At 71.0% G+C, this 12,858-nt stretch carries 13 protein-coding genes; all 13 read right to left on the minus strand.

What is annotated here, in order from left to right; genetic code table 11:
* Positions 1-6 precede the first annotated feature (6 nt).
* The gene (locus tag OG371_RS13280) at positions 7-1,146 is read right to left on the minus strand and encodes a DUF5047 domain-containing protein (protein ID WP_329068995.1); all 1,140 of its coding nucleotides are present in this window, start codon (positions 1,144-1,146) and stop codon (positions 7-9) included.
* Positions 1,143-2,537 carry a hypothetical protein gene (locus tag OG371_RS13285; protein ID WP_329068997.1) on the minus strand — a complete coding sequence of 465 codons (1,395 nt, stop codon included), beginning with the start codon at positions 2,535-2,537 and terminating at the stop codon, positions 1,143-1,145. Before OG371_RS13285 ends, OG371_RS13280 begins: the two co-directional genes overlap by 4 nt.
* Positions 2,534-5,038, minus strand: a complete 2,505-nt coding sequence (locus OG371_RS13290; RefSeq protein WP_329068999.1) for a hypothetical protein — start codon at positions 5,036-5,038, stop codon at positions 2,534-2,536. Before OG371_RS13290 ends, OG371_RS13285 begins: the two co-directional genes overlap by 4 nt.
* Positions 5,038-5,535, minus strand: a complete 498-nt coding sequence (locus OG371_RS13295; protein ID WP_329069001.1) for a hypothetical protein — start codon at positions 5,533-5,535, stop codon at positions 5,038-5,040. The genes OG371_RS13290 and OG371_RS13295 overlap by 1 nt, the downstream gene beginning before the upstream one ends.
* Before the next feature lie 183 nt (positions 5,536-5,718).
* On the minus strand, positions 5,719-6,000 hold the full coding sequence (locus OG371_RS13300; RefSeq protein ID WP_329069003.1) for a hypothetical protein: 282 nt from the start codon (positions 5,998-6,000) through the stop codon (positions 5,719-5,721).
* A gap of 7 nt (positions 6,001-6,007) precedes the next feature.
* Positions 6,008-6,358 (minus strand): hypothetical protein, encoded by a 351-nt coding sequence (locus tag OG371_RS13305; RefSeq protein ID WP_329069005.1) that lies wholly within the window; start codon positions 6,356-6,358, stop codon positions 6,008-6,010.
* Between the two features lie 41 nt (positions 6,359-6,399).
* Positions 6,400-6,810 (minus strand): hypothetical protein, encoded by a 411-nt coding sequence (locus tag OG371_RS13310; protein WP_329069007.1) that lies wholly within the window; start codon positions 6,808-6,810, stop codon positions 6,400-6,402.
* A 12-nt stretch (positions 6,811-6,822) separates the two neighbouring features.
* A complete protein-coding gene (locus OG371_RS13315; protein ID WP_329069009.1) occupies positions 6,823-7,185 on the minus strand; it encodes a hypothetical protein in 363 nt (120 codons plus the stop codon).
* Complete coding sequence (locus OG371_RS13320; RefSeq protein ID WP_329069010.1) at positions 7,182-7,532, minus strand: hypothetical protein; 351 nt, start codon at positions 7,530-7,532, stop codon at positions 7,182-7,184. The genes OG371_RS13315 and OG371_RS13320 overlap by 4 nt, the downstream gene beginning before the upstream one ends.
* Positions 7,529-7,750, minus strand: a complete 222-nt coding sequence (locus tag OG371_RS13325; protein ID WP_329069012.1) for a hypothetical protein — start codon at positions 7,748-7,750, stop codon at positions 7,529-7,531. The genes OG371_RS13320 and OG371_RS13325 overlap by 4 nt, the downstream gene beginning before the upstream one ends.
* Entirely contained in the window at positions 7,750-10,827 is a 3,078-nt protein-coding gene (locus tag OG371_RS13330; protein WP_329069014.1) for a phage portal protein, read from the minus strand. Before OG371_RS13330 ends, OG371_RS13325 begins: the two co-directional genes overlap by 1 nt.
* A 57-nt stretch (positions 10,828-10,884) precedes the next feature.
* On the minus strand, positions 10,885-12,429 hold the full coding sequence (locus OG371_RS13335) for a terminase (RefSeq protein WP_329069016.1): 1,545 nt from the start codon (positions 12,427-12,429) through the stop codon (positions 10,885-10,887).
* Positions 12,426-12,749, minus strand: a complete 324-nt coding sequence (locus OG371_RS13340) for a terminase small subunit (protein ID WP_329069018.1) — start codon at positions 12,747-12,749, stop codon at positions 12,426-12,428. The genes OG371_RS13335 and OG371_RS13340 overlap by 4 nt, the downstream gene beginning before the upstream one ends.
* Positions 12,750-12,858: the final 109 nt, after the last annotated feature.

The following is a 12,858-nucleotide window of genomic DNA, read 5'->3' on the forward strand; positions in this document are numbered from 1 at the left end:
CGTCCATCACAGCACCTGCTTTCGGGTGTCCGCGGCCATCGCGCCGTCCGGCGTCAGGGCGTAGGTGATGCGGTCCAGGATGTGGTTCTCGGCGCCCTCGGCGTCGGAGTAGAGCAGCGACACCACGTCGCCGGTCTCCAGCGCCGGGTTCGGCACCGTCTCGAACGACACCGTGTACGGCAGACCGCTGGACTGCGCGAGGATCGATGCCGCCGCGGAGCCGGCCTGCGCGGTGGTGGTGATGAAGCTCGACGCGTAGAAGCGGGGCACCAGCCCGAACGGGCCGTCCCAATAGGTCGGCGAACTCGGGTTGTTGTCGTAGGCGATGCCCTGCACCGGCGGTAGCTCCCCGGTGGCGTCGCCGCGGGCCACGACGGCGTTGTAGACGCCGTCGCGGTCGATCTTGCGGTTCACCGACACCAGCACGCCGCCGGCGCCGCGGTTGACCGTCCACACGGGAGCGCCCGAGGTGGTGGGGGCGTTCTTCACTTGCAGGCGCCCGGCATAGTCCCAGTAGGCGACCTTGCCGCGGGAGGCGACCACGTCTTGCAGGAACGCCAACCGGTCCTCGTCGAGGATCTGGACGGTGCCGATCGTGTCGGTGTAGGCGGGCCAGTCGTAGACCGACACGAGCGTCTGGCCGGTCGGCAGGGCGTCCTGCACCACCTGGTCGATCAGCGCGCCCACCGAGGTGCCGGCGCCGAATTGGGCGGGCTGCCAGGCGCGCGCGTCCCGGACCTTCGCCATCCGGTCCGAGCCCGCGATCCGGATCGACCCGTCCGGGCGCCCGGACTGCTCGGCCGAGTCGATGCGGAAGTACCCGAGTCCCACCCACTCGGTGGTCCCGAGCCCGTATTCCACGCCGCGTTCGACGTAGATCTCTTGCCCGTACGGGGTTCCCGGGTCGGCCGGATGGGTCGGCCACGGGTAGATCGTGGTGAGGTCCAGCGTCGCCTGGACATCGGCGGTGGCGTCCACGGTCACGTCGCCGCCGAGGATCGGGAGCCGGCCGAGATCCGAGACGCCGGGAATCGGGATGCCGATGGGGGTGACGCCGACCTGCCCAGGTGTGACGAGGGTGGCGCGGGCGACCATCTTGTGCGCGCCGCGCAACGTCGCCAGGAACGCGTCGGTGACCGGCCTCATGGGACGATCACCGAGGTGGTGGCCACCAGGTCCATCAGGTTGAAGTAGGACGAGACCGCGGCGGCCATCGCGTCGTAGGTGGCGTAGAGGCCGGGCAGGTCGGCGTAGGTGATGGTGGCGCCGTACACGGTGGACGCGGGCGCGGCGACCTCGGTCAGGTCGAGCGCGTAGAAGCGCCGCCGGCCGCGGTGGCTCGACTTCGAGGCGGTGAGCTGGCGGACGGTGGCGTACAACGTGGGCACCGCGGAGGCGGCTTCGGGTGCCTGGAGGAACACGGGATCACCGGCGGCGAGGCGGGTTTCCAGCTCGTCGGCGGCGTCGAGGTCGCCTGCCATGATCGTGATCGGCAGCGACCGCGAGGACATCACGTCCGACACCACCACCGGCATGGTGCGGCCGATCACGTCGAACGTGCCGGAGCGGGCCTGGCGGGTGATGTCGCCGACCTCGGTGATCGTGACCGGCGTGTTCAGGCTCGGGCGGCGCGGGTTCTTCAGCCACGCCTGGTCGAGCACCGGCGTGATGGTGGCGCTCTGGCGGGTCACGTAGGGCGCGGCGGAGAACGCGAGCGACATGCCGGTGGACACCGCGGCCGAGCCGCCCGCGACGGTGAGCGTGCGCGGCGTGAAGTCGATCTGTGTGGTGCCTTGCACGGTGTAGGTCCACCACAGTCCGGCCCCGGTACCGGCCGCCGAGCTGGTGGAGCCGATGACGGCGAACCCCGCGGGATCGGTCACGCTGGTCCAGCCAGCCTGCTTCCACGCCAGCCACAGGTTGAGCATGTTCGTGCCTGGCACCGTCAGGGACGGGAGGCCGATGTTCTGGGCCGCGGCGTTGGCGACGGTGTTCGTGGTGACCGGGGAGATGTCGAGGTTCTTCCACGCGTTGATCTGCGCGATGGTGTCCGCGCCGGCCGCCCCGCCGGCGAACGCCACCATCGGCGCGGTCTCGGCCGCGGTGGCGCGCTTGCCGAACAGCACGACGTTCCCGCGGTCCAGGACCCGGGTCCAGCCGGCCGGCGTGGCGATCGTCGCCGCGGTCGCACGGATCGACGCCGCGAGCAGCAGCCCATCCCCCTCGGCCCAGCCGGACGGCAACGCCGGGGTGAGCGAGGTGTTATCGCCCGTGGCCGCCGCGCCCGGGGCCACCGCGGACACGATCGGGCCGGAGTCCACGAAGGACACCCGGTAGGTGTTGGGCACGCCGGCGGCGAACTCGTAGTCGTCGAGGAAACCCGGCGTGAGCGGGACCACGTCGCCGCCGCGGATCGTGGTCCAGTTCAGACCGTCGGTGGACCGCTCGATGGTCGCGAAGTCGGCGATCACCGGGGCGCCGGTGAAGGCCACACGGACCCGGGACAGGTCGCCCATGTACGTCGCGGTCACGGTCACCGGGTGCCCCCGATCCCCGCGACCACGTTGCGCGCGGTCTGTCGGCCGTGCTCGTCGATCTCGATCTGTACGCGCTGCTGGATTCCGGCGCCGAGGTCGAACGTCGCGTTGATGATCTGCGGACCGCTGCTGTTCACGGTGCTGCCGGCCGGGCGGGGCAGTCCGGTGGCGGCCGTCGCGCCCGCGACGGTGCGTACGGCGGGGGCGAGGGTGACCGCCATTCCGCTGCCCAGTCCGGAGGACAGCATCGCGTCGTGGATCTGGCCGGCGACCGTGCCGGCGTAGGCGAGTACCGGTGTGAGCCCGGTCCGCAGCCCCGCGTGCAACCCGGACATCAAGGCTTGCCCGGCCGGGGTGAGCACGACCTTGTCGTAGGACAGCGGGCCTTTGTGCGCGGCGATCTGCCCGGCGATGGTGCCGACGAACCCGAGCAGCGAGCCCATGGCCCCGGACATGCCCGCTTTCAGGCCGCTGATGATCGAGTTGCCGATCCCTCGCAGCAGGGAGTCCGAGCTACCGAAGATGCTCTGAATCCGGCTCGGGAGCCCGCCGAGGGTCCCGGTCACCTGCGAGCTGCCCGAGTCGGTGGCGCCGGCGATCTGGCCCATGGCGCTGCCCCAGCTCGAACTGGCGTTGGTGCCGGCGGAGGCGACCGCGTTCGCGCCGTTGCCGAAGTACTTCGTAGCGTTGCCCGCGATGCTGGCGCCCTCGCTGATCGTCTGGTCCCCCATGACGTTCAGGCCAGCGCCCCACGCGGTTTGCAGCCGCAGGGCAGCACCCTCACCGCCCCCGGCCGCCTGGTCCAGCGCGAACCTGGCGGCACCGGCAAGGCTGCCGATCTGCGTGGTGCCCGCGACGTTCATCGCCGAGAACGCGTCGCCCACCGTGGACTGCATCCCGGACATCGTGGTGGCGGTGTTGGTGCCCATCACGGTCAGGCCGCTGGTCCACGCGGTCGAGGTGCCGGCGCCGTAGGTCTGGGCGTCGGACTGCATACCCGACATTGCGTTGAACGTGTCGGTGGCCATCTGGCCCCAGTCGGTTTGCGTGATCGTCTTGAGCGTGCCGAGTTCCGCGGCGCCGCCGTCCTTGAGCGTCTGGAATGCGCCGGTCACGTCACCGCTGAGCGCCTGCGCCATCGCCAGCAGCCCGTACGTCAAGCCCTGCACGGGAATCATCAGGGCGAGGAACGCCGGCGTGGCCAGGATGATCGCCGCCACGAACGGCGCCGCGAGCTTGACCAGCAACGGCAGCAACGGTTTCAGCGTGTCCGCGAGAATCTTGATCACCGGGTTGAGCGCGTCGAACAGCGGGCCCAGGGCCTGGCCGAGGCCGGTGAGCGCCGGGCCGAGGCCGTCCGCGGCGGCCTGCGCGACGTAGGCCAGCGCGTCGGCGAACGGCGTGATCAGCGGCTTCACCGCGTCCAGCGCCGGGCCGAGGATCCGGGACACGGCGTCGCCGACCTCGGCGAGTACGTGGCCGAGGGTGCGGAACGTCTCCTGTCCCTCGGGCGACTGGACGAAGTCCTTCACCGTCTTGATCGCCGGGCCGAGGATCGGCTGCACACCGCCGGCGCCGTCGGTCAGCGCCTTGAACGCGCTGCCCACGATCGTCGCGAGATCCTTGATGGTGCCGAAAAACTGCTTGAACCCGGCGATGCCGTCCTCAATCCAGCCCTTCAGCCGGCCGTCGGAGGCCGCGGCCTGGATGAATGCATTGAAGCGGTCGCCGACCTTGCCGAGGTTCCCGGTCAGCTGAACCAGCACCGGCATGGCGACCTGTCCAATGCGGACGAACGCCTGGATCACCGGGTCCAGGAACTTCCCGACGTTCTGCACCACCTTCGCGGTGCCCGAGAGGATGTCGTTGACTTCCTTGGTGCCCTTGGTGGTGCGCAGGAAGCTCGTCGCCTTGACGACCACGCCGCTCAGCGCGGACGCGATCTGTTGGAATCCCGAAGTCAGCTTCGGCAGGGTGGCCCGCAGGTTGTCCGCGGCAGGCGCGAGCGAGTGTTCGAACGCGTCGGACACCGATTTCTTGAGCGGGTCGAACACGCCCTTGAACGCGGCCTTCATGCCGTCCGCGCCGAGCTTGAGCGTGGTCATCACGCCGACCATCGCGAACAGGCCGGCCACCGCGAGCGGCGCGACGCCGGCGACCGCCTTCACCGCGGTCACTGCGGCGGCACCGAAGTTCGCCGCCAGCTGGATCGCGCCGCCGAGTGCGGCGGCGCCGGTGATCGCCGTGGTGGCGAACGACCCCACCGCTTTCGCGGCCGAGGCGAGGTCGCCGCGCAGCTTCGCGAACCGTTTGCTGCGCTCGTCCTGGAACGCCTGCCCGGCGGCGTCCACCTCGGCCTGTGCCTTGACGATGGCCTTCTGGTGGTCCTCGGCGGCGCGCTGCACGGCGCGCAGCTGTCGTTTCGCCTCGGCCGCCGCGGCGCGGACCCCCTTGGCGTCACCGTCGAACTTGATCTTCGCGGTGCGTTCGGAGTTGGCCATCAGGCGCCGCCCTGGCCGAACTTGCGCACGATCTCGTCGGCGGCGGCGTTCCACTCGCGACTGATCGTGGTCGCCTCGCGGTCGGCGACCGGGAAGAACGCGTAGGCGTTCGTGCCGCGGTGCGGCCGATACTGGCGGCCGGGCGACATGCCGTAGCGGGGACTCGCGTACCAGCCGGACCGCCGCGACATGCCGAAGATGGAGCCGAACAAGATCCCGTACGCCGGGGCACGGTGCCGGCCGAGGCGACGCGATCCGCCCACCTGGATCGCCGGCACCCGGTCGCGCACCACCTTGACGGTCGTGGCGAGGTTCGGGCCCTGCCGGCCGCCGTGCGCGGCAACGTCGGCCGAGGCCTTCGGGGCGAGCTTCGCGGCGATCTTCGCTGAGCGGTCGCGGATCTCGGTCTGCGCGTCCTTCGGCAGCTGTGTGAGCGCGCGCAGGATCTCCCGTACGCCCTCGATGCGCACCGTCACGACGAGCGCCCGTTTCGCCATCGTGGTGCACCTCCTCGCGTCAGCCGGACAGTGGGACGGGACCGCGTGGGTCCGGGCCTTGTCCTGGCCCCGAGGCTTGCTCTCGCAGCACGGCGGCGACGGTGTTGATGCCGCGCAAGTCGAGTGCTGCGATCTCGGAAGGGGCGATGCCTGTGGCGACCGCGAGCGCGATCACCAGACGGGTCAGGCTTCCCCGCGGGTAGGGTCCTCGTCGTCCTCGTCGTCGCCCGGCACCAGCAGCACGTCGTAGCCCTCCTCCAGCTCGGTCACCTTCGCAGGCGCCAGCTCGGGATAAGTGCGTTTGAACGCGAAGAACGCGATCTTGTAGACGTGCGCCATGGAGAGGCTGGATTCCAGCGCGTAGAACGACACCTTGGTGGTGCGCTCGAACAACAGGATGTCCCGCGGCTGGGCGACGATGGTCTCGTCGAAGCCGTCGTCTCCTGTGATCTTGAGTGTCAGCATGTCTCTCCTAAAAGGACAGAACGGATCGTTTGATGTCGGCGGGGGTGCCGGTGTAGTCGACGAACGCGCGCTTGGCGTTGGCATCGCTCGGGCCGAAACCGAACGTGGCGCTCGACAGTGGCCCGATTGCCTTGGTCGCCCCTGCCGGCAGTGCCACGGTGAGGTCCGAGACGGCCAGACCGTCGTAGGTGGCCTGTGTCTTCACCGTGACCGTGGCGGGCGCGGCGCCGGTGTTGGACACGAGCAGGAACACCGTGCCGCCGGTGTCGACGATGTCGCCGTCGGCGTTGGGCGAGGCCGCGGTGGGCGCGGTGCCTGCCCGGGTGATGGGCTGGGTGGCGACGGACTGGCGAGCCATGATGGGTCCCTTTCCTGACTGCCGCGGGGTTTCGGTGTGGCTTACGGCCGGGAGTAGGCCGGCGGGCCGACGAGCTGGAACGTGATCTCGGTCTGCTCGTTGTCGCCGCGGTCGCCGCCCACCGGGGCCGGCTGCACCATCAGAGATCCGGTCCAGCGCACGTGCTCGCCGGTGATGTTCGGGTGGTGGTCCAGCTGGAACTGGGCGACGGTGCCGCGATTGAGCCACAGGAAGTCTTCGAACCCGCCGGCGGTCCACTTGGCGTAGGTGGTGGCGGCCAGGGTCGGCTGATCATCGGTCTCGCCGATCGCCGCGCCGTCCGGGCAGTAGGTGTAGATGTAGTCGCCGGTCTGGACGCCGGGGTCCAGGGTCCAGCTGGCGAGCTGGCATTCGACGGAGATTCCGCCGATGGTCAAGGTGATGACCTTGAGACGCCGCACGGTGAGCGCCATGGTTTCCTCCTCCTACAGACCCACGTCGACCGTGATGGCGTATGTGGGAAGCTGAGTCCCGCCCTGCTGCAACAGGCCCGGGGATGCCGCGGCCACCGCGAACAAGGCGTCGCCCTCGATGGCTGCCACCACCGGCTCGACCAGTTCGTAGAGCCGGGCCGTGGCGTACTGGTCGAACGGCACCACCAGGTGCACAACGAAACTCGCCTCCGTCGGCGCGGAACCGCCGTAGCTGCCCCACGTGACCGTCGGTGGCGTGATCACGGCGCCGGTGCCCTGCACCGTCGCCCCAGGGTCCTGGTAGACCCGCAGACCATCCACTGTGGACAGAGCGGTGTCCAGTGCCGCGGCGGCGGCCTGCATGCTGGTACTCATCCGACGATCGCCCGGGTGTGCCGGCCGATGCGAAGCAACCGGTCGATGTCGGCATCGAACGAGGGGACGCGTGCCGACCCCAGCTCGGCCATGTCCACCAGTGCCTCCGGTGAGCGGCGGCGGGTGAACCAGCGCACGGCCAGCCTGATCGTCCCGAGCACCAAGTCAGCCGTAGGAACTTTCGCCCCCGGAACCGGGAACTGTCCGTAGTCCACATCGGACCGGACGCGCTCGACGAAGGACACCGCGGCATCGAGGTTCGCCTGGAGAAGGACATCATCCCGCGCGTCCGGCACGGCCATGTCCGCCTTCAGGTCCGCGAGCCGCGGCGGCCAGACCACCGTCACCTCTGCTCGCCTCCCTCGGCGTGCTCGTCGTCCTGGTGCTCGTCGGCGGCCTGGTCTTCCAGGACCCATCCGCGATCGGTGAGGACCCAGCCGCCGGCGCGGCGGGTGTAGTCGGTGGTGGTGTCGCTGCCCTCGACCGCGGCAGCCTCGGCCGCCGCGGTCTGCTCGGCACGGGTGTCCTCGGCTTTCTTCGCGGCCGGCCGCGTGGCGCCGGCCATCAGGCGGCCACCGTGTGGCGGATGGCGTGCAGGCCCGCGGGGCGCAGCAGCCGCACCGCGACGTAGCCGAACAGCGCGAGGTCGATGTTCGCCGGGCCGCCGCGCTCCTCGAACCGGAACGTCAGCAGCGGCGATTCCCACGCCCACACGTCGGTGCGGTTGAAGATCAGCACGTCGGCGTCGCCCGCGGCGTTGCCGCTCATGGACCAGGTCGGCAGGTTCGGCAGGCCGTCGACGTACCAGCCCTGTGTGACCGCGTTGCCGACGCCGGCGGAGTTCTGCGCGCCGATGCTGGGCAGCAGCGGCCGGCCGTTCCCGTCGACTGCCGAGGCGTAGGCGGTGGTGGCCTCCTGCGACAGGTGCGCGATCGACGGAGCGGCGAAGCGGTGGAACGGGTACTGCGCGAGCACCTGGCGTTCGCCGGCGAGCAGCTTTTCCCCGCCGTAGGTGCCGGCTGCGACCGATCCGCCGGTGGTGGTGTACACCCACGCGCCCGAGGGAACCTGGCCCGCGGTGATGGCGCCGCCGGCGCCGTTGGCGCCGTTGAGTTCGGCGTACAGCTTCGCCTCGGTGTTCTGGCTGTAGGCCTCGCTCATCGCCTGCGTGGCGATGGCGTCGATGGCGGGGTTCGAGCTGTCGGCGATCTCGCGCGTGATGGTGAACAGGCCCGACACGGCGTTCGGGGTCACCGTCTTGGTGCCGATGGTCAGCGCCCCGGACGCGGGGTTGGTGCCCTCGGTATGGGTGCTGGCCATGCCCGTGCTGGAGGTGTACGCCGGGATGGTGAACGGGGTCGCGTCGGTGAGGCTGCCGCGGGACACCGAGCCCCACAACGGCCGGCCCTGCAACAGCTGTGTGACGTAGAGGTCCGGGCGGTAGCCGGGCGGGATGATCGCCGCGGTGTTGCCGGTGTTCGCGGCGAACGCCGCCGACGCGGCCCCGCCCGCGGCGCGGCGCTGCGAGTCGGCCAGCTGCAAGGAGAATTTCTCCAGCCGGCCGCGAGCGTCCACGTCGCCCTCGGTGCGGGACTTCCACGCGTCCTTGATCATCGACGGGCCGTGACCGTCCATCTGGTACACCAGCGGCTCACTGACGACGGTGGCCGCCTGGCCGGCCGGGATGACCTGACGGCCTTGCGGGGCCGGCAGCTTCGCGAAGGCCTCGGCGACCGCGGTCCCGATCGCCTCGGACAGGCCGGCGGTGAAGGTGGCGAAATCGGGGGCCGCGCCCGCGGCCGGCGGGGCGGGGGTCTGCGGCTCGGCCGTCGGTGCGGTCATGGTGGGTTCCTTCGTCTCTCGGGTGGCGGCGACGGACGCGACCCGCGCGCCGTCGAAAGCGGGCATCGCGGTCAGCGCGACCGCGCGCAGGGTGGCGCTGTAGACCAGGCACACGGTGTCGTCGGCGGGGTCGGGCTCCCACCCGTCGCCGGGCTCGAAGTCCACTTCGATGGAAAACCCGTCGTAGACCCGGTCTTCGGCGAGCGCGAGCATCGCGTCACCGTCGGTGCCGCGGCCGATCCGGAACGCGGCGGCCAGGCCGGCGTCCGTGCTGGCGAGCGTGGCAGCGTAGCCGAACGACTGGTAACGGTCGTGGTCGCGGTTGAGCTTGATCCGGCTGGAATCCCCGCCCCAGTGCAGGGAATCCTTGGCGAACTTCCATGCCCGACCACCGGAGCGGGCGACCGTGCCCCAGGGCACGGCGACGCCGGAGACGGTCCGCTTCGCACTGTCCACGGTGAACTCGGCGGCGGCCGGGTCGGCAGCGAACCCGAGCGTCAGCGTGCCGGGGTTGTCGTCGGTGAACCGGACGGTGGGGAACGTGGCAGTGGCGGACACGGGCGGCTCCTGCACGGTGGGGCCCGGCGCCGGTGGGGCGGGGGAAAGCGCCGGCGCCGGGGGCTTCGGGACGGTCGCCGTGGGGATGTTCTCCAGCACGGCAATGCGCTCGTCGGTGTAGACACCCACCTCACGGCCGGCTTTGTAGGCCTGCATCCGGGTCAAGGTGTCGGACTTGAGGAAGTGGGCGTACTCGTAGCGGGCGGTGTAGCCGCGCGGCAGGACATCGGCCATCGACATCCGGTCCTCGACCGCGGCGGCGAACGCGCGCAACGTGAAGTCGATCAGGTCAAGGCGCCGCTGCTCGGCGTTGGCGTAGGTGCGGCTGGTGGTCGACACCCCGAGGTCTTCGGGGTCCAGCCCGGTCAGGCGGGCGATCTCCAGCACCGCGTAGTCGCGGGCCGAGGAGAGTTGCAACTGCTCGGGCGACCACTGCAACACGTTCGCCTTGAGCGCCGCGCCGACGTAGCCCCACGCGCGCTCGCGGTTGGCCTGCGCCCACTCGTCGAGGATGTCCTGGACCTCGTCCTTGGTGGGGTCGGTCATGCCGTCGGCCGGGGAGAAATAGCCGAGCGGCAACGGGTCCGACGCCGAGCGCGACGCGGCGGCGTCGAGCAACAGCGCGATCCGGATCGCGCGGGCGCCGGCCACCAACAGCGGGTCGTTCGGCGAGTCGATCCGGATCAGCTCGGCGTCCGGGATCGGTTCCCACGCCGAACCCTGCGGCATGCCGGTGGCCGAGGAGACGTACACCCTGTAGTCCTCGCGCACCGTCACCGATCGCGGCTCCAGCCGGCGGACCTGGACCGGGTAGCCGTGCCACCCGAACTTCGTGACCCGCCACCACGACACACCCTCGAACAACAGGTCTTCGATGGTGCGGGTCATCGTGACCGAGCGGGCCACGTCCGGTTCCGGCTGCTGCAACAGGATGTAGGTGTCGGCGACCACCGCGCGGGACGCGTCATGGGTCTGCAAGGGCAGCGCGCCGAGCGTGCCGCAAATCAGGTCCCGGGCCCGCTTCACCGCCGGGACCGACATCGCCAGGCGCCGCGGCACCCGGGTGGACAGCAGCCCGGCCGGCGGCGCGCCGCCGGCGGCCATCTCCGGCGGGATGTCCAGCTGGAAACTCAGCGGCCGAGCCCACCTCGGCGTCTGCGCCAAGTCGGCCTGCGCCGCCACACGCTCAGGGGCGGGCGCAGGGCCGTTGCCCCACGACACGATGTCCCGCCACAGCCCCATGCCGTCAAGCTACCGTCGGTATCTGGATACCGTCAGCATCTAGAGGCTTGGTGTGGGTTACTCACCACGGGGGCGGGCGGCCACCACCAGCGGGCGCGCCGGCGGAGGCGGCAGGGTGCGCGCGAGGTGCACGGCACCGGCGGCGGCGTAGGTCGCGTCGCAGTGGCCGGCGCCGCGGCGGGTGAAGCGCCAGGCGTCGCCCTGGCGAAGCTTCTCCGTAGCGGGGACCTGCGCGTCGAGCAGCGGGTCACCGGACTGCGCGATCTGGCCGGCGTCCACCAGTTCGGCGAACCCCATGCACACCGCGGGCACCTCGGCGCGGATGCCCGCGACCTCGACGCGCTGGGGCGGCCAGTCGGCTTGCTCGTTGTCGTCCAGGTCGGCGGCGTACGCGGCGGCCGGGCCCGAGGGGAACCAGCCGAACCGCCGTGGGACGACGCGGCGGACCCACCCGCGCATCTCGCGGTGCATCCCCCGCATGTCGTCCCACGCGGCCACCACCTCGACGCGCACCCTGCCGTCCGGCAGCACGGCCGCCGCGGCGAGCGTGGCGTGACGACCGTCAATGGACACGTCGAAGCACAAGGCGACCCGGCCGCGCGCTGCTCTCATATCGCCGGGATCCAGGCACTCGGCCCAGTTTTCCGCGTCGATGGCGGGATCGAGCATCGGGACCCGCATGCACATGCTCTCGGTCTTGAATCCCGCCAGCTCCTCCCCGCCGGCGGCCTCGGCGCGCCGGGCGTCACCGAGCAGGCTCGACAAGGTCAGCCGGTAGCCGAGGTTTGGGTTGGCCTGTTGCAGCGCGGGTACGTCGGTTGGCCGCGACCCGTCGGGCGCGCTCCACTCCAGCAGTCCGAGCCGCTCGTCACCCTCGCCGCTCTCGATGAAGGCGAGCGCGGCCGTGCGGAGGCTGTCGAGCACGACGGATCGATCGTCGCCCTGGTTGGAGATTGCCCAGATTTGGGCGTCCGGCACGGCATTCGTTGCGGGCACGGCCGCGTTCCAGGCGGTGAAGTCGTGGTGCTCGCGAAGCTCGTCGAGGACCAGGCGGTGGATCGTCAACGACCGCCCGCCCTTGCGGTTCGACGCCGCGATCCGGTAGCGGGCCTTGTCGGTGGTGCGGAGCACGTTCTCGCCGTTGGTGCGGCGGACGCCGTTGGGCGGGATGTCCTCGGCGAGCGCGTCGCAGGCCTCGGCCAGCTCGACGGCCTTTTCCCACGACTCGACCGCGTACACCAGGTTCGTGCTGGTGCCGAGCACGAGCTTGCGCACCTCGATGAACAGCCAGTACAGCGTGAGGATCACCAGCAGCTCAGTCTTGCCGTTCTGCCGGCTGATCAGCAGCAAGATCGTGCGGAACCGCGGCCACCCGTTCGCCAGCAGCTCGCCGCCGTGGATCGCCGCCCACCGCTGCCACGGGTCCAGCGGCCGAAGCAGCGTGTCCCGGGCGAACTCCTCCACCTCGAACCCGTACGACGTGTCCGGCGTCAGCGCGCATCCACACCCGCACGGCCCAGGCGGGCCCTGCACGAGCGGGCGGGTCCACAGGCGCGGCATGGTCGAGCCGTAGACGACTTCGGCCGACTCGGCGGCGGTCACGAGGCGCCTGCCCGTGCCGCGCGCCGGGCCCTGAGGTCGTCTTTCGCCTTCTGCTGGGGGCTTCGCTCGGGTGGGCCGCCCTTGGGGAGCACGGCCTTGCGCGCGGCCGGCGTCGCGCCGAGGTCGTTCAGCACTGCGAGCAGCTTGCCCGCCAGCTCGGCCAGCGTCCGCCCGGAGTCCTCGGCGTCGATCGCCGACCCAAGCCGCAAAGCAAGCGCGATAGCGGCCTGGTCCTCCCCGTCCAGGTCCAGCTCGGCCAGCGCGACCCGGACCGCGCCCAGCACGTCCCCCGGGTCGCCCAGCGCACCCGACGCGCTCACCGCGCGGCCTGTGGGGAGCCGGGGAGAGAGACTTTGACAGGGACGTGGATCAGCCGGCGGGCCCCCTCCGGGAAAAACCGCAGGTCAGCGACAGTGTCCACTGTGTACT

This window comes from Amycolatopsis sp. NBC_01480 (genome assembly GCF_036227205.1).
Classification (GTDB): Bacteria; Actinomycetota; Actinomycetes; order Mycobacteriales; family Pseudonocardiaceae; genus Amycolatopsis.